This is a genomic window from Thermus aquaticus (genome assembly GCF_001280255.1).
In the GTDB taxonomy this organism is placed as follows: Bacteria; Deinococcota; Deinococci; order Deinococcales; family Thermaceae; genus Thermus; species Thermus aquaticus.
The window spans coordinates 2,039,862-2,060,267 of record NZ_LHCI01000106.1; the positions used below are offsets into that span (position 1 = coordinate 2,039,862).

At 68.9% G+C, this 20,406-nt stretch carries 18 protein-coding genes; 8 read left to right on the plus strand and 10 right to left on the minus strand.

Translation table 11 applies throughout. The features are described from left to right. Genes BVI061214_RS11750 through BVI061214_RS11765 form a run of 4 tightly spaced genes read left to right on the plus strand, consistent with a single transcriptional unit; the run spans position 1 to position 5,734 of the window. Positions 1-411: a hypothetical protein gene (locus BVI061214_RS11750; protein ID WP_003044988.1), complete on the plus strand. Its 411-nt coding sequence runs from the start codon at positions 1-3 to the stop codon at positions 409-411. 1 nt (position 412) lies between these two features. Continuing rightward, the gene (locus BVI061214_RS11755; protein WP_053768517.1) at positions 413-2,998 is read left to right on the plus strand and encodes a zinc-ribbon domain-containing protein; all 2,586 of its coding nucleotides are present in this window, start codon (positions 413-415) and stop codon (positions 2,996-2,998) included. Further along, positions 2,977-4,710 carry a DNA primase gene (dnaG, locus tag BVI061214_RS11760; protein ID WP_053768518.1) on the plus strand — a complete coding sequence of 578 codons (1,734 nt, stop codon included), beginning with the start codon at positions 2,977-2,979 and terminating at the stop codon, positions 4,708-4,710. Before BVI061214_RS11755 ends, dnaG begins: the two co-directional genes overlap by 22 nt. A 40-nt stretch (positions 4,711-4,750) precedes the next feature. Beyond that, the gene (locus BVI061214_RS11765) at positions 4,751-5,734 is read left to right on the plus strand and encodes a malate dehydrogenase (protein ID WP_053768519.1); all 984 of its coding nucleotides are present in this window, start codon (positions 4,751-4,753) and stop codon (positions 5,732-5,734) included. Between the two features lie 100 nt (positions 5,735-5,834). Here BVI061214_RS11765 and BVI061214_RS11770 read toward each other — a convergent pair whose 3' ends face one another. Both BVI061214_RS11770 and BVI061214_RS11775 read right to left on the minus strand, forming a co-directional pair. Further along, complete coding sequence (locus tag BVI061214_RS11770; RefSeq protein WP_428843229.1) at positions 5,835-6,128, minus strand: hypothetical protein; 294 nt, start codon at positions 6,126-6,128, stop codon at positions 5,835-5,837. A gap of 38 nt (positions 6,129-6,166) precedes the next feature. Then, entirely contained in the window at positions 6,167-7,384 is a 1,218-nt protein-coding gene (locus BVI061214_RS11775; RefSeq protein ID WP_053768520.1) for an aspartate kinase, read from the minus strand. 87 nt (positions 7,385-7,471) lie between these two features. On the opposite strand from BVI061214_RS11775, the gene BVI061214_RS11780 reads away from it, so the two are divergent. Together BVI061214_RS11780 and rpoD are read left to right on the plus strand one after the other, a co-directional pair. Beyond that, positions 7,472-8,596 carry a class I SAM-dependent methyltransferase gene (locus BVI061214_RS11780; RefSeq protein ID WP_053768521.1) on the plus strand — a complete coding sequence of 375 codons (1,125 nt, stop codon included), beginning with the start codon at positions 7,472-7,474 and terminating at the stop codon, positions 8,594-8,596. Beyond that, positions 8,593-9,909 (plus strand): RNA polymerase sigma factor RpoD, encoded by a 1,317-nt coding sequence (gene rpoD, locus BVI061214_RS11785; protein ID WP_053768522.1) that lies wholly within the window; start codon positions 8,593-8,595, stop codon positions 9,907-9,909. Before BVI061214_RS11780 ends, rpoD begins: the two co-directional genes overlap by 4 nt. A gap of 97 nt (positions 9,910-10,006) precedes the next feature. Here the strand turns inward: rpoD and BVI061214_RS11790 are convergent, their stop codons facing one another. Further along, positions 10,007-10,501, minus strand: a complete 495-nt coding sequence (locus BVI061214_RS11790) for a 2'-5' RNA ligase family protein (RefSeq protein WP_053768523.1) — start codon at positions 10,499-10,501, stop codon at positions 10,007-10,009. A gap of 17 nt (positions 10,502-10,518) precedes the next feature. Beyond that, entirely contained in the window at positions 10,519-11,892 is a 1,374-nt protein-coding gene (locus BVI061214_RS11795) for an amidohydrolase (protein ID WP_053768524.1), read from the minus strand. A 115-nt stretch (positions 11,893-12,007) separates the two neighbouring features. Between BVI061214_RS11795 and BVI061214_RS11800 the strand changes: the two genes are divergently transcribed. Continuing rightward, on the plus strand, positions 12,008-12,496 hold the full coding sequence (locus BVI061214_RS11800) for an NUDIX hydrolase (RefSeq protein ID WP_053768525.1): 489 nt from the start codon (positions 12,008-12,010) through the stop codon (positions 12,494-12,496). Beyond that, the gene (gene ribF / locus BVI061214_RS11805; RefSeq protein WP_053768526.1) at positions 12,474-13,358 is read left to right on the plus strand and encodes a riboflavin biosynthesis protein RibF; all 885 of its coding nucleotides are present in this window, start codon (positions 12,474-12,476) and stop codon (positions 13,356-13,358) included. Before BVI061214_RS11800 ends, ribF begins: the two co-directional genes overlap by 23 nt. Here the strand turns inward: ribF and gcvPB are convergent. From gcvPB to BVI061214_RS11835, 6 genes are all read right to left on the minus strand, one after another. Then, a complete protein-coding gene (gene gcvPB / locus BVI061214_RS11810) occupies positions 13,355-14,779 on the minus strand; it encodes an aminomethyl-transferring glycine dehydrogenase subunit GcvPB (RefSeq protein ID WP_053768527.1) in 1,425 nt (474 codons plus the stop codon). The two genes, ribF and gcvPB, sit on opposite strands and share 4 nt — an antisense overlap. Next, on the minus strand, positions 14,764-16,089 hold the full coding sequence (gene gcvPA, locus BVI061214_RS11815; protein ID WP_053768528.1) for an aminomethyl-transferring glycine dehydrogenase subunit GcvPA: 1,326 nt from the start codon (positions 16,087-16,089) through the stop codon (positions 14,764-14,766). Before gcvPA ends, gcvPB begins: the two co-directional genes overlap by 16 nt. Positions 16,090-16,199: 110 nt before the next feature. Then, positions 16,200-16,583: a glycine cleavage system protein GcvH gene (gcvH, locus tag BVI061214_RS11820; protein ID WP_003045028.1), complete on the minus strand. Its 384-nt coding sequence runs from the start codon at positions 16,581-16,583 to the stop codon at positions 16,200-16,202. 18 nt (positions 16,584-16,601) lie between these two features. Further along, positions 16,602-17,651 carry a glycine cleavage system aminomethyltransferase GcvT gene (gene gcvT / locus BVI061214_RS11825; RefSeq protein ID WP_053768529.1) on the minus strand — a complete coding sequence of 350 codons (1,050 nt, stop codon included), beginning with the start codon at positions 17,649-17,651 and terminating at the stop codon, positions 16,602-16,604. 146 nt (positions 17,652-17,797) lie between these two features. Continuing rightward, on the minus strand, positions 17,798-19,522 hold the full coding sequence (locus tag BVI061214_RS11830; protein WP_053768530.1) for an ATP-binding protein: 1,725 nt from the start codon (positions 19,520-19,522) through the stop codon (positions 17,798-17,800). Next, on the minus strand, positions 19,522-20,406 hold the full coding sequence (locus BVI061214_RS11835; protein ID WP_053768531.1) for a DNA double-strand break repair nuclease NurA: 885 nt from the start codon (positions 20,404-20,406) through the stop codon (positions 19,522-19,524). Before BVI061214_RS11835 ends, BVI061214_RS11830 begins: the two co-directional genes overlap by 1 nt.

Sequence of the window (20,406 nt, forward strand, 5' to 3'; positions counted from 1 at the left end):
ATGAGCCAGGAGGGGACCGCCTTGGAAGAAAGCCCGGAAACCTTCTTCGCCCGCTTCCAGGCCCACGCCGTGGAAGTCCACCTCTTCCCCGAGCCCTGGGGAAGCCCCCTTCTGGAGGTGGGCGTGGGCGGGTTCATCCTCTACGCCTTTGACCGGGGCGCTCCCCCGGCCCCCACGGGCCGGGTCCGGGCCCTCCTCCACGGGGTGGCCCGGGAGGTGAAGCCTTGGGAGGGTGAGGCCTTCTTGGAGCTCATGGGCCCCGCCTACCGGATCGGGGGGAAGGCGAGGCCTCTGGGAGAGGGGTTTTACCTCCTGGAGGAGCCCATCCCCCTCCTCCTTTACAGCGAAACCCCCCTGCCCAGCCGGGCCCAGGTCCACCTCTGGCCCCCCCTGATGCTCTTCCGGGAGTGAGATGCGCTGCGCCTGCGGCCAGAAAAACCCCCCTGAGGCCCGGTTCTGCATGGCCTGCGGCCGGGCCCTGGGGGTGCTTCTGTCCGCAGAGAGGCGCTTTGTCAGCGTGGTCTTCTTTGACCTGGTGGGCTCCAGCCAGCGCTTCCGGGAGGGCCTCGAGGCCGCCTACCAGGCCCTCCAGGGGGTCCTGGAGGAGGCCGCCCGCATCGCTAGGGAGCACGGGGGCTTCGTCCACCGGTTTTTGGGCGACGGGGTTCTGGTCCTCTTCGGGGCCCCCAGGGCCCGGGGCCGGGAGCCCTGGCGGGCCCTGGAAGCCGCCTTGGGCATGGTCCGGGCCTCCCCCCTTCCCGCCCGGGTGGGGGTGGCCAGCGGGGAGGTGCTCTGGACCCCCCTGGGGGACGGCCAGGCGGGGGACCCCACCGCCCTGGGCCCCCCCGTGGTCCTGGCCGAGCGGCTCTCCAAGCTGGGAAGGCCGGGGGAGGTCCTCACCGACCGCCTCACCCTGGAGCTGGCCCGGGGGGCCCGGGGGGAGGCCGTGGGCCCCCTCGAGGCCCGGGGCCTGGGCCCGGTGGAGGCCTACCGGCTGCTGGAGGTCCGCCTGGAGCTGGACCCCGAGGGTGAAGCCCTCCTCGCCCGCCTCCGCCACACCTTCCGGGCTCCTCCGGCCCGGCTCAACCTGGTGGGCCCTCCAGGGAGTGGGAAAAGCCTCCTCCTGGACAGGTTCCTGGAGGACCCCCCCTTCCCCGCCGTGGTCCTGGAGCGAATGGGCCCCGAAACCCCCCTGCGGGTTACCCTTCTTGAGGCCGTGGAGAAGGCCTTTGGAAGCCCGGAGGTCCTCCTGGCCCAGGCGGGGCTACCCCCTAAGCTGGAAACCGCCTGGCGCTACAGCCTGGGCCTCCTTCCCCGCCCCAGCTGGAGCCGGGAGGCCCTGGAGGGGGCCATCCTCGAGGCCTGGCGGCGGGTCCTCCTCTCCCTGAAAGCGCCCCTCCTTCTGGTCCTCAAGGACCTCCACGCCCCGGACCTCACCTTGGAGCGCCTCCTCCTCCACCCCTTCCCCAACCTCCTCCTCCTTTTGGAAAGCCGCAGGCCCCTCTTCTCCCCCCACCTGGGCCTCAAAAGGGGCGAGGTCCCCCTCCTCCTCGCCCTCCAGCCGGCCCTGGACGCCCTCCCCTCCCGGGAGCGCCAGGCCCTTTTGGCCTGGGGGGTTCTGGGGGAGGTTCCCGAGGAGGCGCTAACGGGCCTGGTGGGAGCCTTTTCCCGGGAGAGGCTCTTTCGGGAAGGGCTCCTTGAGGGGAACCGGCCCCTCGAGGAGGTGGGCGAGGCCGCTCTCCGCCTCGTGCCCGCCGAAACCCAGCGGGCCTGGCACCTGGAGGCGGCCAGGCTCTACCAAAAGCGGGGCCAGCTCCTCCCCATGGCCCGGCACCTCCACCGGGCGGGCGAGGGGCGGCAGGCGGCCCTCACCCTCCGCCTCCTGGCGCAGAAGGCCTGGCGGGAAGGCCATCCGGAGGAGGCCATCCCCCTCTACCAGGAGGCCCTTAGGGCCGACCCCGCCCTGGAGGAAGCCCTGAAGCCCGAGCTTCAGGACGCCCTGGCCTCCCTGGGGCTGGCCCTCGAGGCCGAGGCGGGCCCCAGGCGCGAAGACCCGGTCCTCACGGCCTTCCGGGAGGCCAAAGACCCCCTGGACCTCCTCCCCCTTCTCCCCGGGCTCAGGCCCTACCCCCTGGAGGAGGCCAAGGCCAGGCTCCAGGCGGCCGGGGCCCTGTGGCGGCGCTTCCAGCCCTTGAAGGCCCTCGAGGTCCTCACCCCCTTCCCTCCCCAGGCCCCCAAAAGCCTCCTCCTCCACCGCCGAAGCCTGGAGGCGGGCCTCCTCATGGACCTGGGCCGCCACGCCGAGGCCGAGGCCCTCCTCCTGGAAGCCGAACCGGGGGACCTGGAGGCCCAGGTCCGCCACCAGGCCACGCGAATCCGGCTTCTTCTGGAGACGGGCCGCCTCCAGGAGGCCCTGGCCGAGGGCGAGGCCGCCTACCGGAAGGCCCCCCACCCCTGGCTGGCGGCGGCTTTGCTCACCGCCTGGGCGGTGAGGGGCCGCTTCCGCGAAGACCTCTTCCAGGAGGCCCTCAAGCACAAGGACGGCCGGGGCCTGGCCCTCCTGGCCATGGCCCACCACCGCTGGCTTCGGGGCGAAAACCCCATGAGCCTCCTCAAGGAAGCCCTGAAGGAGGCCCGGCGGCTTGCCAACCCCTACGTCCACCACCTGACCCTCACCTCCCTGGCCCTTTACCTCTGGCCCCGGGCCCCCAAAAAGGCCCAGGTCCTCTCCCAGCACCTCCTCTACCAGACCCACCGCACCGGCTTCGCCGTGCACCTGGAGGTGGCCAGGCTCCTGAGGGCCCAGCTCCTCCTCGAGGCCGGGGAAAAGGTGGAGCACCTCCTGGGATTCACCCCCTCTTTGCCCCTGACCCGGGCCTGGAAGGCGGCCCTTCTGGGGGAGGAGCCCGAGGGCCTCCAGGGGTACGGTATGCTGGGGCGGTGGGTTCGCCAGCTGTGGCGTAGCCGGGGGATAACATGGATTTGGTCCAGGTGGTAGAGGCCATCAAGCGCCGCCTCTCCCTCAAGGAGGTGGTCTCCCGCTACGTGGCCCTGAAGCCGGCGGGCCGGGGGCGGTGGAAGGGCCTCTGCCCCTTTCACCAGGAGAAGACCCCCTCCTTCTACGTGGACGAGGAGAAGGGCCTCTTCCACTGCTTCGGCTGCAAGGCCGGGGGGGACCTCATCGCCTTCGTGGAGCGGATAGAGGGCCTGGACTTCCAGACCGCCCTGGAGCGCCTGGCGGAGGAGGCCGGGGTGGAGCTCCCCAGGCGCTTGGGCGGGGAGCGGCGCAAGGAGCTCTACGAGGTCTTGAAGCTGGCCCAGGCCTACTTCCAGGAGGGCCTAAGGGCCCACCCCGAGGCCATGGCCTACCTGGAGGGCCGGGGCCTTTCCGGGGAAAGCGTAGGGCGCTTCGGCCTGGGCTACGCGCCGCCCAAAGGGGACGGCCTCCTCACCTACCTCTCTCGCCACGGGGTGAGCCCCGAGGAGGGCCTAAAGGCGGGGGTTCTGGCGGAGAAGGAGGGGCGGTACTACGACCGCTTCCGAAACCGCATCACCTTCCCCATCAAGGACCACCTGGGCCGCATCGTGGCCTTCACCGGCAGGGCCCTGGGGGACGAGGCCCCCAAGTACCTGAACTCCCCGGAGACCCCCCTCTTCCGCAAGCGGGAGGTCCTCTTCGCCTTTCCCGAGGCCAAGGCCAGGCTCCGGGAGGGGCGGGCCATCGTGGTGGAGGGGCTTTTTGACGCCATCGCCCTCCACCAGCTGGGCTTTTCCGAGACCGTGGCCGTTTTGGGCTCGGGCCTCTCCGAGGAGCAGGCGAGGCTTCTGAAGACCCAGGAGGTGCGGGAGGTCTACCTGGCCTTTGACGCCGACGAGGCCGGGCAGAAGGCCACCCTGCAGAGCCTGGACCTGGAGATGGCGCGGAAGTTCCTCTTCTACGCCGTCCGCCTCCCCGTCAAGGACCCGGGAGAGCTCCTCCTTCACCCCGAGGGCCGGGCCCTCTTCGGGAAAGCCCTGGAGGAGGCCCTTCCCGAGGTGGAGTTCCGCTTCCAGGAGGCCGCCAAGGGCCTGGACCTCTCCCGGCCCGAGCACAAGCGGAAGGTCCTCGAGGCCCTCACCCCCAGGATGCTCTCCCCCGAGCCCTTTGACCCCGTGGCCGAGCGCCTGAAGGCCCTGGTGGTGGAGCGCCTGGGCCTCTCCCCCAAGGAGCTCGCCGACTACCTGCAGGCCCGCAAGCGGGGCAGGCCCCTCCCGCCCCCCCCGCCCCCCAAGGCCGAGCCCAGAAACCGTACCCTCCTCCTGGAGCTGGACGTGATGGCCCTCCTCCTCTCCCTGCCCGAGGAGAGCTTCTTAAACTGGGTCCTCTACGCCGCCGACCACGTCTGGCCCCCCGAGGGCTCCCTTCTGGCGGAGTTTTTGGAGCTGGCTCGCAAGGAGCCCCGCAAGGACTACCTGCGGAGCGTCCTGAGCCGCAAGGAGGCGGGGGGCATCCTCCTGGAGCGCCTCATGCTGGCCCCCGAGGTGGACCCCTCCCGCCTCCCCGAGGTCATGGACAAGGCCTTAGCCCGCCTGAGGGAGGCCTACTACCTGGAACGCCGAGCCAAGCTGAAGGAGATCTTCCTGCAAAACCCCAGCCAGGAACTCCTAAGGGAGATCCAGGAGCTAGACCAGGCCATAGAGGCGGAAAGGCGCATCTACCGGGGCCTTTAGGGGTAGAATCCCCTTGGGCGAAGGCCCGAAGGAGGTTAGCATGAAAAGCCCCGTTCGCGTGGCGGTAACCGGCGCCGCAGGCCAGATCGGCTACAGCCTCCTCTTCCGCATCGCCGCGGGAGAGATGCTGGGCAAGGACCAGCCCATCATCCTGCAGCTTCTGGAAATCCCCCAGGCCATGAGAGCCCTGGAGGGCGTGGTCATGGAGCTGGAGGACTGCGCCTTTCCCCTCCTGGCCGGCCTCGAGGCCAGCGACGACCCCAAGGTGGCCTTCAAGGACGCCGACTACGCCCTCCTGGTGGGGGCGGCCCCCAGGAAGGCGGGCATGGAGAGGCGGGACCTCCTGGAGCTGAACGGCAGGATCTTCGCCGAGCAGGGCCGGGCCCTGGCGGAGGTGGCCAAGAAGGACGTGAAGGTGCTGGTGGTGGGCAACCCCGCCAACACCAACGCCCTCATCGCCTACAAGAACGCCCCCGGCCTCAACCCCAGGAACTTCACCGCCATGACCCGCCTGGACCACAATCGGGCCAAGGCCCAGCTCAGCAAGAAGACCGGGGTGAGCGTGGACCGGATCCGCCGGATCACCGTCTGGGGCAACCACTCCTCCACCATGTTCCCCGACCTCTTCCACGCCGAGGTGGACGGGCGGCCCGCTCTGGAGCTGGTGGACATGAAGTGGTACGAGGAGGTCTTCATCCCCACCGTGGCCCAGAGGGGGGCGGCCATCATCCAGGCCCGGGGGGCCTCCTCCGCCGCCAGCGCCGCCAACGCCGCCATTGAGCACATCCGCGACTGGGCCCTGGGCACCCCCGAGGGGGACTTTGTCTCCATGGCCGTCCCCTCCCAGGGGGAGTACGGCATCCCCGAGGAGATCGTCTACTCCTTCCCCGTGACCGCCAAGGACGGGGTCTACCGGATCGTGGAGGGCCTAGAGATCAACGAGTTCGCCCGAAAGCGCATGGAGATCACCGCCCAGGAGCTTCTGGACGAGATGGCCCAGGTGAAGGCCCTGGGGCTGATCTGATACCACCCCATGCTGGCCCAAGCCAGCATGGGGGCTCCCAAAAGGGCGTACCGGGACTATTAGGGTCCAAGGTTAGGGTCCAAGGTCGGGCTCTGGACCCTTAGCCCTGGCCTTTAGGCTTTTCCCCACACCTCCACCGCCCAGGCGGTGCGCCCCGAGTCCCAGACGTCGTCCACCACCAAAACCCGCTTGCCGAAGAGGAGGGGGTCCGGGGGAACGGCAAAAAGACCGGCTCGGGCAGGGTTTCCTCGCCCTCGTAGAACATGACCGCCGCCGTCAGGATGTCCCGGACCGAGAGGGCCAGGAGGGCCGTGGGGATGAGGCCGCCCCGGGCGATACCCAGAATGAGGTCAAACTCCTCCTCCCGAAGGGCCTCCGCCAGGCGGCGGGCCAAAGCGAGAAGGCCCTCCCAGGAAAGGTGAAGGCGCTCTATCAGGCCTTGTCCAGCTCAAAGGCCTGGTGCACGGCCCTCAGGGCGGCCTCGGCGTACTGGGCCGGGATGATGACGGAGATGCGCACCTCGCTGGTGGCGATCATCTCAATGTTGGCCCCGGTGGAGGCCACCGCCTGGAACATCTTGGCGGGGATCTCCGGGGCCGAGGCCAGGCCCACGCCCACGATGGACACCTTGGCGATGTCCGGCCTGAGGAGGGCCTCCCCCCCGATCTCCGCCAAAACGGGCTCCAGGGCCTCGAGGGCCTCCTGGGCGAAGTCCTTCTTGACCGTGAAGGCCATCTGCTGCCGGGAAGGGTCGTGGCCGGGCACCCCCTGGATGATCATGTCCACGGCGATGCCCCTGTCGGCCAGGGCCTGGAAGACCTTGGCGGCGATACCGGGCTGGTCGGGTATGCCGATGAGGCCGATCTGGGCGTGGTCCAGGTCCAAAGCCGCCCCCGTCACCGTCTTGCCCATCTCCATACTTACCTCCTTCACCAGGGTACCGGGGTTGTAGGAGAAGCTACTGCGCACGTGCAGGACCACCCCGTAGCGCTTGGCGTAGTAGACCGCCCTGGGGTGGAGAACCCTGGCCCCCAAAGCCGCCATCTCCAGCATCTGGTCGTAGCCGATGACCTCTAGCTTCCTAGCCTCGGGGATCAGGTGGGGGTCGGTGGTGTAGACCCCCTCCGTGTCCGTGTAGATCTCGCACTCCTTGGCCCCCAAGGCGGCGGCGATGGCCACCGCGGTGGTGTCGGACCCGCCCCGGCCCAAGGTGGTGATCTCCCCCTCCTCCGTGGTGCCCATGAAGCCAGCGATGACCGCCACGTACCCCTCGTCCAGGGCCTTCACGATCCGGCTCGGGTCCACCTCTAAAATCCTGGCGTCCCCGTAGCGCCCGTCGGTCTTGATGCCGATCTGGTGCTGGACAAACCCTTTGGCGGGAATGCCCATGGCCCATAGCTGCATGGAAAGAAGGGCCACGGAGACCTGCTCCCCCGTGGTGGTGAGGAGGTCCAACTCCCGAAAAGGCGGTCTCGGGTTCACCCGCTTGGCCAAAGCGATCAGCTCGTCGGTGGTGTGCCCCATGGCCGAGACCACCACCGCCAGCCTGTGCCCCTTTTCCCGGTAGTGGGCGATGCGCTGGGCCACCTTGTGGATGCGCTCCAGGTCACCCACGGAGGTGCCGCCGTACTTTTGAACCACCAGGGCCACGTTCCCTCCTTCCCGCCCCCCGGGCGGTTTGAAGAGGCATCTTAGCCCATTTGCCCTTCCTCGCCAAGGGGCGTATTCTGGGAAGGCGTGGGCCTTAGCCTAGCCGAGTACCACCGCCTCACCCCCCTGCCCTACCCCGGGGGGGTGCTCTACGTGAAGCCCGGGGCCCGGGGCTACCGGGACCCGGTCTACGAGCTATTGCAAAGGCACGTGGCCCCCTACGGCGGGAGGGCTTTAGACCTGAACCCGGGGGTGGGCTGGGGAAGCCTGCCCCTGGAAGGCCTGATGGAGGTGGAGCGCCTGGAGACCTCCCGGGCCGCCTTCCGCTGCTTGGAGCGAAGCGGGTTGCGCGCCCGCCTGGCCCCCCCCTGGGAGGCGGAGGAAGGGGCCTATGACCTGGTGGTCCTGGCCCTGCCGGCGGGCCGGGGCTCCCAGTACGTGGCCCTAAGCCTCCTGGCCGCCGCCCGGGCCCTGAGGCCTTTGGGCCGGGTCTATCTGGCGGGGGACAAGAACAAGGGCTTTGAGCGCTACTTCAGGGAGGCCAAGGCCCTCCTGGGCTACGGGGAGGTGGTGGCCCGGGAAGGCGCCTACCGGGTGGCCCTCCTGGAGAAGGAGAAGGCCCCTCCCCCCCCTCCCCCCCTGTGGCAGAGCTTCCAGGCCCGGATCCTGGGCCAGGCCTACACCTTTTACCACCTCCCCGGGGTCTTCTCCGCCGGGCGGGTGGACAAGGCCTCCCTCCTCCTTCTGGAGGCCCTGGTTACGGCGGTCCCCTCCCTAAAGGGCAGGCGGGTCCTGGACCTGGGGGCCGGGTACGGGGCCCTCACCCTGCCCCTGGCCCGCCTGGGGGCCGAGGTGACGGCGGTGGAGGACGACCTGGTCTCGGTGCTCTCCTTGAGGCGGAGCCTGGAGGAGAACGGCCTCGAGGCCCGGGCCCTTCACTCGGACGTGGACGAGGCCTTGACGCCGGAGGAGCGATTTGACATCATAGTTACGAACCCCCCCTTTCACGTGGGGGGCGCGGTCATCTTAGATGTGGCCCAGGCCTTCGTGGAAACGGCGGCGGCTCGGCTGAAGCCGGGCGGTGGGTTTTTCCTGGTGGCTAACCCCTTTCTCAAGTACGAGAGCCTGCTGGAGGCGCGCTTCGGCAACTTCAAGACCCTCTTGGTGAGGGAGTACAAGGTGCTTTTCGCCAAGAAGGAGGGAGGACGTTGAAAAAGTCCAAGAGCAAGAAGAAGGCGGCCAAGGCCCAGGAGGTGGAGGTGAAGGAACCCGTCAAGGAGCCCGAGCCCCTCCCCGAGCTGGAGGCGGCCGAGGACCTCCAGGACCTCCCCGAGCCCGACCCCGAGCTCCTGGCCTCGGAGCCCGAGCTGGAGGACCTGGCCGATCCTTTGGACCTCGAGGGCCCCCTGGAGGCCGATCTCCTGCCCGAGGAGGGGCTTTTGGAGGAGGAAGAGGAGGAGCTTTCCCTCCCCAAGGTCTCCACCTCCGACCCCGTGCGCCAGTACCTCCACGAGATCGGCCAGGTGCCCCTCCTCACCCTGGAAGAGGAGATTGACCTGGCCAGGAAGGTGGAGGAGGGCATGGAGGCCATCAAGAAGCTCTCCGAGGCCACGGGCCTAGACCAGGAACTCATCCGCGAGGTGGTGCGGGCCAAGATCCTGGGCACGGCCCGGATCCAAAAGATCCCCGGCCTCAAGGAGAAGCCGGACCCCAAGACGGTTGAGGAGGTGGACGGGAAGCTGAAAAGCCTCCCCAAGGAGCTCAAGCGCTACCTGCACATCGCCCGGGAGGGGGAGGCGGCCAGGCAGCACCTCATTGAGGCCAACCTCAGGCTCGTGGTCTCCATCGCCAAGAAGTACACCGGTCGGGGCCTGAGCTTCCTGGACCTCATCCAGGAGGGCAACCAGGGCCTCATCCGGGCGGTGGAGAAGTTTGAGTACAAGCGCCGCTTCAAGTTCTCCACCTACGCCACCTGGTGGATCCGCCAGGCCATCAACCGGGCCATCGCCGACCAGGCCCGCACCATCCGCATCCCGGTCCACATGGTGGAGACCATCAACAAGCTCTCCCGCACCGCCAGACAGCTCCAGCAGGAGCTGGGCCGGGAGCCCTCCTACGAGGAGATCGCCGAGGCCATGGGCCCCGGCTGGGACGCCAAGCGGGTGGAGGAGACCCTAAAGATCGCCCAGGAGCCCGTCTCCCTGGAAACCCCCATCGGCGACGAGAAGGACAGCTTCTACGGCGACTTCATCCCCGACGAGAACCTGCCCTCCCCCGTGGAGGCGGCGGCCCAGAGCCTCCTCTCCGAGGAGCTGGAGAAGGCCCTTTCCAAGCTCTCCGAGCGGGAAGCCATGGTGCTGAAGCTCCGGAAAGGGCTCATTGACGGCCGGGAGCACACCCTCGAGGAGGTGGGGGCCTACTTTGGCGTGACCCGGGAGCGCATCCGCCAGATTGAGAACAAGGCCTTAAGGAAGCTCAAGTACCACGAGTCCCGCACCCGCAAGCTCCGGGACTTCTTGGACTAAGTGGCCACCCATCGCTTTTTCAACACGGAAAGCCTTCCCTAAGGCTCCGGTACGTCCTTTTGGGGCCCCCGCCGTGGCTCTTGCCACGGCGGGGCACTTAGCCGAGGGGAAAGCGGGCCACCTCCAGGAACCCCCCTTCGTCCTGGCTCCTGACCAGGGCCACCTCCTTCACCAGAAAAGACCGGCGCGGGGGCGGGGGGAGGCTTTGGGCCAGGTCCCTCGCCGCCTCCTCGGAAAGCCCCAGGGCCAGGGTGAGGTGGGGGATGTAGCTGGGGCCCTCAATCTCCTTAAGGGGCGGGGCCAGGGCCTCGAGGGCCTGGTAAAGCCCCTGGAAGGGCCTCCCTCCGTAGGCCCTCAGGTAAACCACCCCCTGGGGGAAGTACCCCCACCTCCCAAGGCGCACCCGGAAAGGAGCCTGGCCCCGGAGGAGGCCCAGGAGGGCCAGCTTCAAGGCCTCCTCTTCATAAGGCCAGTCAAAGGGCTGGCGCAGGTTCATGTGAGGCGGGCCAAAGCCCCGCACCCCACGAGCCGCCTGCAGGCCCTCCATAAAAGCCCGGAGGTCCTCGGGCGGCCAGACCAGGACCCCGTACACAAGGGCAGTATACCCCCCTAAAAGAGCTCCAGATTCCCCCGGTAGACCCGGCCCACGGGCCTACCCCCCTCCCACAGGGTGAGGTCCGCCCGCATCCCCGCCTGGAGCCTTCCGTAGTCCGCCCAGCCCGCCGCCTGCGCCGCCCCCAGGGTGTGGCCCAGGAGGACCTCCTCCGGGGAAAGGCTCTCCTCCGGGGTGAGGGGGTGGCGGGTGGCCGCCTCCTGGTTGAGGGCGTACTGGGGCGGGGCCACGGGGGCGTCGGAACCCAAAGCCAGGGGCAGGCCCGTGGCCAAGAGGCTCCGGAAGCGGAAGGCCTCCCGGGCGGGAAGGCCAAAGGTCCGCACCAGGTGCTGGTCCTCCAAAAGGTGAAGGGGCTGGAGGGAAAGGGCCAGGGGCAGGCCGGAAAACAGGGGAAGGGCCTCGTCCCGCACGTGCTGGACGTGCTCCATTCGCAGGCGGAGGCCCTTTTCCCGGGCCAGAGGGGCCAGGCGGTGGAAGACCTCCAGGACCCCCTCCACCGCCCGGGTGCCGATGGCGTGGACGGCCAGGGTGAACCCCGCTCTAAGGGCGGCCTCCCCTTCTTCCAGGATGGCCTCCAGGGAGTCCAGGGGCATGCCGGTGGAGCCGTCCGGGTAGGGCGTGTGCATCCAGGCGGTGCGGCTTCCCAAAGCCCCGTCGGCGAAGAACTTGACCCCGGCCAGGTGGAGGTCCCCCTGCCAGCCCGGGGTCCGCCCCCGCCAGGTGCCCCGGGGAAGGGCCCACCAGAGCCTCACCGGAAGCTCCAGCCCCAAAGCCCAGTCCAGGGCCTCAGGAGGCTCGTAGCCCATGGCGTGGACCGCGGTGTACCCCCGCCTGGCGAAGTCCCTAAGGCCCCGCTCCAGGTCCTCGGGGGAGGGTGGGGGAAGGTGAGGGACAACCAGTTCTTGCGCCCTTTCCAGGAGGACGTAGGGAACGCCATCCTCACCCCGGAGGAAGGCCCCGCCCTCCGGGGGCGCGGTTTCTGCGGTAAGCCCCGCCCTTTCCGCCGCCAGGCGGTTGATCCAGGCGGAATGGTAGTCCCGGCTGCGGAAGAAGACGGGGTTTTCCGGGGCCGCCCGGTCCAGGAGGCCTGGGGGCGGGGGCTTGGGGAAGAGGAAGCCCTGGCCCTCGAGCCAAGCCCCCCGGGGCAGGGCCTTGGCCCTTTCCGCCGCCTTCAGGGCCACCTCCTCCGGGTCCTTCAGGCCCGAGAGGTCCAGGCCCCGAAGGGCCATGCCCCAGTAGAGGGGGTGGGCGTGGGCGTCCTGCAGGCCCGGGGTGATGGCCTCAAAGCGCCGCCCCCGCCCTCCCTCCTCCACCCGGGCCAGGCGCTCCCCCTCCACCAGGAGGCTCCTCCTGCCGTCCGTGAGCCACATGGACCCAGTGTACCGGGACATCCCACGGCTTCTTCCACCTCTTTGTCTTAAGCACCCCGCCGTGGCAAGAGCCAAGGCGGGGTAACCAGCCCCGCCTTTCCCGTAACATGGGCTTGTGGAGCGCACCTACCTCTACCGGGGCCGCATCCTGAACCTGGCCCTCGAGGGCCGCTACGAGATCGTGGAGCACAAGCCCGCCGTGGCCGTCATCGCCCTCAAGGAGGGCAAGATGCTCTTCGTGCGCCAGATGCGCCCCGCCGTCGGCCTCGCCCCCTTGGAGATTCCCGCCGGGCTCATAGAGCCGGGCGAGGACCCCCTCGAGGCCGCCCGAAGGGAGCTGGCCGAGGAAACGGGGCTAAAGGGAGACCTCACCTACCTCTTCAGCTACTACGTCTCCCCCGGCTTCACCGACGAGAAGACCCACGTCTTCCTGGCGGAAAACCTGGAAGAATCCCAAGCCACCCCCGACGAGGACGAGGCCATAGAAGTGGTCTGGATGCCCCCCGAGGAGGCCCTTTTCCGGCACCGGCGGGGCGAGCTGGGGTTCTCGGCCACGGGGGTCGTGGGGGGCCTCTACTACCATGCTTTTCTCCGAGGTCGCTGACGTCCCCAAGGGGCCCAAGGTGGTGGCCGTGGGCTCCTTTGACGGGGTGCACTTGGGCCACCAGCACCTCCTGCGCCAGGCCCTCTCCGAGGCCAAGGCCCGCCGCCTGCCCCTTCTCGTCTACACCTTTGACCCCCCCACCAAGGTCTTCACCCGGGGGGAGGGGTTTTTGATGGACCTGGAGGAGAAGGTGGAGGCCCTGAGGTCTTTGGGGGTGGAGCTGATCCTGGCGGTCCCCTTCAACGAGACCTTCGCCCAAAGGAGCGCCGAGGCCTTTCTGGAGGACCTTAGGGCCCTGGAGGCCGAGGCCATCTACGTGGGCGAGGACTTCCGCTTCGGCCAGGGGCGGGCCGGGACGCCGGAAGGCCTAAAGAAGGTGGCCCCGGTGCGCCTCATCCCCCTCTTGGAGCTCGGGGGGGAGCCGGTGAAAAGCAGCCGCATCCGGGACCTCCTCAAGGCGGGCCAGGTGGAGGAGGCCCGGCACCTTTTGGGAAGGCCCTACAGCGCCTACGGGGTGGTGGTGGAGGGGGACCGGATGGGGCGGAAGCTGGGCTTTCCCACCGCCAACCTGGCCGTTCACCCCCTGAAGGTCCTCCCCCCTGGAGTCTATGCGGTGGAGGCAGAAGGGGCCTTCGGGCGGTACAAGGGCGTGGCCAACGTGGGCTTTCGGCCCACCTTGGGCGGCGAGGAAAGGCGGCTTGAGGTCCACCTCCTGGGCTTTCTGGGGGAGCTCTACGGGGAGGAGGTGCGGGTGCGCTTCCTGAAGAGGCTACGGGAAGAAAGGCGCTTCCCCTCCCTGGAGGGCCTGAAGGCCCAGATCGCCCAGGACGTGGCCGAGGCCAGGCGGTACTTCGGGCTTTAGGCCTCGTCAAAGTAGGTGAGCTTCGGGGTCTTGTTGGCCCTGAGCTCGTCCAGGCGGCGAACTGGGGTGGTGTAGGGGGCGTTTTCCAGCCACTCCTTGGGCTTGGCCAGAAGCTCGCCCATGGCCTCGGCGAAGGCCTCGAGGGTCTCCTTGCTCTCGGTCTCCGTGGGCTCCACCATGAGGGCCTCCTTGACGATCAGGGGGAAGTAGACCGTGGGCGGGTGGAAGCCTAGCTCCAAAAGCCCCTTGGCGATGTCCAGGGCCCGGAAGCCCTGGGGGGGCTGGGCCACGAACTCGTGCATGGTGGGGCCGTCGTAGGGCACCCGGTAGCCCCGCTCCTTCAAAAGCTCCTTCAGGTAGCGGGCGTTGAGCACGGAAAGGGCGGCGGCCCTCTTGAGGCCAGGAAGCCCCAGGGTGCGGATGTAGGCCCAGGCCCGCACCAGGGCCAGGAAGTTCCCGTGGAAGCTCCTGACCCGCCCGATGCTCTTTGGGCGGTCAAAGGAGAGGTAGAAGCCCTCCGCCCCCCGCTCCACCGTGGGCACGGGCAGGTAGGGGGCCAGGTGGGCTTTGACCCCCACGGGGCCCGAACCCGGCCCCCCGCCCCCGTGGGGCACGGTGAAGGTCTTGTGCAGGTTCAGGTGGACCACGTCAAAGCCCATGTCCCCGGGCCTGGCCCAGCCCATGATGGCGTTCAGGTTGGCCCCGTCGTAGTAGAGCTGGACCCCCGCCTCCTTGGCCAGGCGGGAGATCTCCAGGATCCGCCTCTCAAAGAGGCCCAGGGTGTTGGGGTTGGTCAGCATGATGGCGGCCACGTGGGGGGAGAGCTCCCGCTTCAGGGCCTCGAGGTCCACCTCCCCGTCGGGCCCCGAGGGGACCTCCTTCACCTGGTAGCCGGCCATGCTGGCGGTGGCGGGGTTGGAGCCGTGGGCCGAGTCGGGCACCAAGACCACCCGCCTCGTCCTCCCCTCCCCCCGGTCCTCGTGGTAGGCCCGGATGATGAGGATCCCCGTGAGCTCCCCGTGGGCCCCGGCGGCGGGCTCCAGGGTGATGGCCTCCATGCCGGTGAGGGCCTTCAGGTACTCCCCCAGCTCCCACATGAGCCTCAAAGCCCCCTGGACCGTGGCCGGGTCCTGGTAGGGGTGGAGGTGGGCGAAGAGGCGGGCCGCCTCCTCGTGGAGCTTGGGGTTGTACTTCATGGTGCAGCTTCCCAAGGGGTAGAAGGTGGTGTCCACCCCCACCTGGCGGCGGGAAAGCCCGGTGTAGTGGCGCACCAGGGTGAGCTCGTCCACCTCGGGGAGGCGGGGAGGGGCCTCCCGCAAAAAGCCTTTGGGGATGAGGTCTTCCGCCTTGGGCACGGCCTTCACCAGCCTGAGGCCGCGCCGGCCTTTCCGGCTACGCTCGTAGATCAGCGGGTAGTCCATAGCGCCTCCTTCAGGGCCTCCCGGAAGGCCAGGAGGTCCTCCTCTTCGTGGAGCTCGGTGGCGGCGAAGAGGGCCAGGTTTTCCCCGTACTCCCGGGGCACGGGCGTGGCCCCGTGGAAGCCCCGCTTGGCGAGGGCCCTCCGCACCTCCAAGGGGTCTTTGGGAAGCCTCAGGGCGAACTCCTGGAAGAAGGGCTTGGGGGTGAAGGCCTCCACCCCGGGGAGGGTGAGGAGGAGCTCCTGGAGGCGGTGGGCCATGTAGACCCCCTTCAGGGCCACCTCCTTCAGGCCCTCGGGCCCCAAGGCCGCCAGGTACATGGCCCCCATGAGGGCGGTGAGCTGGGCGTTGGTGGTGATGTTGCTCTTGGCCTTGGCCCGCCGGATGTACTGCTCCCGGGCCTGAAGGGTGAGGATAAAGCCCCGCTTCCCCTCCACGTCCACGGTCTCCGAGACCAGCCGCCCGGGAAGCTGGCGGACGAAGGCCTTCTTGGTGACCAGAAAGCCGAAGTGGGGCCCGCCAAAGCCCAGGGGCAGGCCCAGAACCTGGCCGTCCCCCACGGCGATGTCGGCCCCGTAGGCCCCGGGGGGCTTGAGCAGGGCCAGGGAGAGGGGGTCCACTACGGCCACGAAGAGGGCCCCGGCCCGGTGGGCGGCCTCGGCCAGGGGGGCGAGGTCCTCGAGGGCCCCCAGGAAGTTGGGGTTCTGGGCCACCACCGCCCCCACCTCCTCGGGCACCTCCACCAGGGGCGTCCTTCCCCCTTCCAGCGGGATGGTGCCCAGGCTGGCCCCCACCGCCTCCAGGTAGGTCTTGAGGACCTCCCGGTACTCGGGATGAACCCCCTGGGAGACCAGAACCCCCATCCTCCCCGTCTCCCGAAGGGCCAGGAGCACCCCTTCCGCCAAGGCGGTGGAGCCGTCGTACATGGAGGCGTTGGAGACCTCCAGGCCCGTGAGCTCGGCCATCATGGTCTGGTACTCAAAGGTGGCCTGCAGGACCCCCTGGCTCACCTCGGGCTGGTAGGGGGTGTAGGCGGTCAGGAACTCGCCCCGGCTCCCCAGGGCCTGGACCACGGGGGGAACGTGGTGGAAGCGGGCCCCGCCCCCCAAAAAGGCCTTTCTGGCGGGAAGGTTTTCCCCGGCCAGGCGGGAAAGCTCCTCCAAAACCGCCCACTCCGGCATGGGGTCGGGGAGGTGGATGGGGGGGTTTAGGATCTCCTCGGGCAGGTGGGCGTAGAGGTCCTCCAGGGTCTCCACCCCCACCTTCTCCAGCATGGCCTGGATCTCCTCTTCCGTGTGGGGCGTGTAATCCATAACGCCATCCTCTCAACAAAACCCCCGGGCCATTGGACCCGGGGCCACAGAGGGGCCTTCCCGCCCTAAGGCGCGGGCGCGGGGAAGGCCCGCCAAACCCACGGCGCCTCCTAGGCGTTTTCCAGCGTCGCCTGGTAGCCCTCGGCGTCCAGAAGGCCGTCCAGGTCGGCCATGTCCCGGGGCCTCAGGCGGAAGATCCAGCCCTCCCCATAGGGGTCCTGGTTGATGAGCTCCGGGGTCTTCTCCAGGGCCTGGTTCACCTCCACCACCTCCCCCGCCACGGGGGCGTAGATGTCGGAAGCGGTCTTCACGCTCTCCACCACGGCCACGGCCTCCCCGGCCTCCACCACCCGCCCCACCTGGGGAAGCTCCACGTAGACCACGTCCCCCAAGGCGTCCTGGGCGTAGTCGGTGATGCCCACCAGCACCGTGTCCCCCTCGGGCAGGGCCCACTCATGGGTCTTGGTGTAAAAGCGGTCCTTGGGTATGTCCATAGCGCCTCCTAACCCCCGCTATTTTAGCGGCACAAAGGGCAGCGGGCTAATGGAGGCGGGGACGGCCCGCCCCCTGACCTCCACAAAGAAGGGGCCCTCGGCCTCCTTTTCCACGTAGGCCAGGGCGATCCCCTTCTCCAGAAGCGGGGAGTAGCCCCCGCTGGTCACCCGGCCCACGGGGCCCTTTTCGGAAAGGACGGCGTAGCCCTCCCGGGGAATCCCCGTCTCCAGGACCAGGCCCACAAGCTTTTCCCGGCAAGGCGAGGCGAGCATGGCCTCCTTGCCTAAAAAGTCCTTTTCCCTCTTCACCACCCAGGCCCAGGGGGTGCAGAGGGGGTTGGTGGCCTCGGTGAGCTCGTGGCCGTAGAGGGGAAAGCCCGCCTCGAGCCTCAGGGTGTCCCGGGCCCCAAGGCCACAGGGCCTCGCCCCCGCCGCCAGAAGGGCCTCAAAGACCGCCTCGGCGTCCTCGGGGGCCAGGAAGAGCTCAAAGCCGTCCTCGCCGGTGTAGCCAGTGCGGGCGAGGCGGGCGGGGCGCCCCGCCACCTGGGCCTCAAAGACGTCGTTCTTCCTGCGGGCGGAGAGGTCCGCCCCGGTGAGGCTCTGGAGGATCGCCGCCGCCTCGGGCCCCTGGAGGGCCAGAAGGGCGGTGGCCTCGGAAACGTCTTCCACCTCCACCCGGAAACCCCGGGCCAGGGCCTTCAGGTGGTCCAGGTCCTTGGCGATGTTGGCGGCGTTGACCACCATCAGGTAAACCGCCTCGCCCAGGCGGTAGAGGTAGATGTCGTCCACCACGCCGCCCCTTTCGCTGGGGAGCATGGAGTACTGGGCCCGGCCCACCTTGAGCTTGCCCACGTCGTTGACCGTGGCCCACTGCAGAAAGGGCAGGGCCTCCTCGCCCCGGATCAGGAACTCCCCCATGTGGCTCACGTCAAAGAGGCCGGCCTTCCTCCGCACGGCCAGGTGCTCCTCCACGATGGAGGTGTACTGGAGGGGCAGGGCGTAGCCCGCGAACGCCACCATGCGCCCCCCGTGGCGCAGGTGGGCCTGGTAGAGCGGGGTCGTCTTCATACAGGGCCAGCATACTCCCGGGCGCACGGGATTCGGGGGCGAAGAGGTGCCCTTGATCCCCTTGTTGCCTGTTTCCTTCGGCCAACCATGCCTGGTAACTTCCCCAAAGAACCTTTTGCCGGGGGTGGTATGATGCCCGCTTTCCCCTAGAAAAACTCCCGCCTCAAAGCCTCGGCGGAGTTGTCCTCCAGGACCTCCTCCCGCTTGGTGGCCCAGGCGGGGAAGGGAAAGCGGAGGAGGAGGGGCACGGGGATCTCCGGCTGGTGGAGGATCACCGCCCCCTGGGGGAGGATGAGGGCCCGCTGGCGGAAGGAGGTGGGCAGGTAGCGGTACTCGGGCCTTTCCGCCTCGGCGGCGTCCAGGCGGCCCACCACCCGGATGGCGGCGTTCCCCACCACCCTTCGTTCCACCTCGCTCGCCGTCTGCTGGGCCCCGATCAGGATGACCCCCAAGGAGCGGCCCCTTTCGGCGATGTCCAGGAGGATGTCCTTGATGGGGCTTTCCTCCTCCCGGGGGGCGTACTTGTTGAGCTCGTCCAGGACGATGAAGACCCGGCCCCGGTACTGCCCCCGCTCCTTGCGCTCAAAGAGGTCTTTGAGGAGGCTTCCCACCACGAACATCTGGCCCTGGGGGGAGAGCTTAGCCAGGTCCACCACGTGGACCTGCTCCCCCTTGAGGGGGTCCGGGGGGTTGCCGGGGCGGTCTCCCCGGACCAGGTGGCTCAGGTTCTCCACGCTTGAGCGCAGGCGGCGGACGAAGGCCTCGAGGGTGGGCCGGGCCTGCCGGGCCGTCCACCTCCTATCCCCCTCGCCCTCCCCCGTCTCCGGGCCCAGGAGCTTGTACTCCACGTAGCGCACCAGCTGGGCGAAGGTCTTGAGGCGCACCTTGCCCAGCTGGTCAAAGCGCACCTCCTCGGGCAGGTCCTCCTCCGGCCAGTCCTCCACCAGGAGGCTAGGCCCCTTCTGCCCCTGGGCCAGCTCCTTTAGCTTTTCCGTCACGTGGGCCAGGAGGAAGCCCAGGTTGGTCATGGCCGTGCGGTCGGCGAAGAGGAAGGGGAGAAGCCCCCGTTGGCAGAACTGGACCAGGTCCCAGTGGTAGGCCCGCACGCCCTCGAGGCGGGTGTCCAGGTCGGGCACGTACCCCTCCTTCTTGGGCGGGGCCATGAAGGCCACGCTCTGGAAGGGGGTGGCGGGAAGGCCTAGGCGGGCGTACTCCGCCCGGTCCTTCTCCTGCAGGCGGGCGTTGGGCTTGTCCAGGAAGAAGAGGTCCTCCCCCTTGACGTTGAAGAGGAGGACCCTGGCCTGGTGGGCGTCCTCCAAAACCCCGCTTTCCAGAAGGCTTTTCAGGAGAAAGGTGGCGTAGCTGGTCTTGGCCGCCACCCCGCTGATGCCGGAGATGTTGACGTGCCCTCCCTTGACCCCGTTCAGGAACTCCAGGTTCAGGTAGGCCACCTCCCCGTTCTTCAAGAACCCGGCGGGGAGCTTGGTACTCCCCCTCTGGTTCTTCATGGCGTCGTAGTAGAGGGCCCGTTCCAGGTCCTCTCCCTGGGCCAGGTAGACCGGGGAGCCCGGGTCTGGGGGAAAGAACTCCTCCGGCAGGATCCGGGTCACGCTCACGTGGGCCACGTAGGCCAGGCTCACCGGGATCTGCCCCTCCACCGCCAAAAAGGTGTCGGTGTCGTAGGCCTCCCCCTCGTGGAGCTTGGCCACGTGGTCCACCATGCCGAAGTAAAGCACCTCCCCCAGCCGGGGGTGGAAGCCCTTCACCACCACCAGGTCGTCCAGCCTCAAAAGCCCTTCGCCCTCCACCCCCACCCAGAACTCCAGGGGAGTGGCCTCCCGTCTGCCCAGCACCACGCCGATGCGCTCCACTATCCACCTCCCAGGTGCCGCCTCAGAAGGCGGTCTACCACCTCCTGGCTACCCATCCTGCGGGCCAGCTCCCGCTCCAGGGCCCCGATGGGGGTCAGGTTCTGGGGGGCCCGGGGGTCCTTGACCGGGTGGGAGGCCAGGGCAGGGAAAAGGCTCAAGGAGAGGTCCGCAAGCTCCAGGTAGGGCCCTTTTAGCGGGGTTTCCACCCGAAGAAGCCCCGCCTGGGGGGGGCGAAGGCCCTCAGGGGCCAGGGGCAGGCGCACATACCAGCTGGCCAGGGCCTGCTCCTCCCTGGACACCTGGAAGGCCGGGGTCCGCTCCCCGGGCCTGAGGGCGTGAAGGAGGGCCTCCTCCTCTTCGGGCAGGTAGCGGACCCAGTGGGTCTTGATGTAGCCGAGAAGGGCCCCCCCTGGCCTAGGGAAGCGCACGGGTCCGTCCACCACCAAAAGCCCCCCGGAAAGCCCCTGGGCCACCCTCTTTTCCAGGTCTTCCCGGACCTTCTGCAGGCCGGCCCGCAAGGAGGGGTAGTCCGTCCCCTCCGCCTCCACGGGCTCGTAAAGGAGCTCCCCCACCTGCAAGGGCTCGCTGAGGCCCACCCCCACCCGGCGCACCACCGGGGAGAGGAGGGTCATCCTCCCCCCCTGGTGGACCAGGGCCCCGGCGGCCACGCTCCCCAGGAGGGCCACCCGCTCTCCCTGGGCGAGAAGGGCCTCCTCCCGCTCCTTGCCGTCTACGAAGTAAAGGGGCTCGGGCCAGGGCCTGGGATCGGCCCTCCTGGCCTCCCAGGGGGACTCCAGGGGTCGGAAGGCCTCGGGAGCCGCAAGCCCCTGAAAGGCCTCCTCCCGGGCCAGGGCCCCGGGCCTCAGGGCGAGGAGCCGCCACAC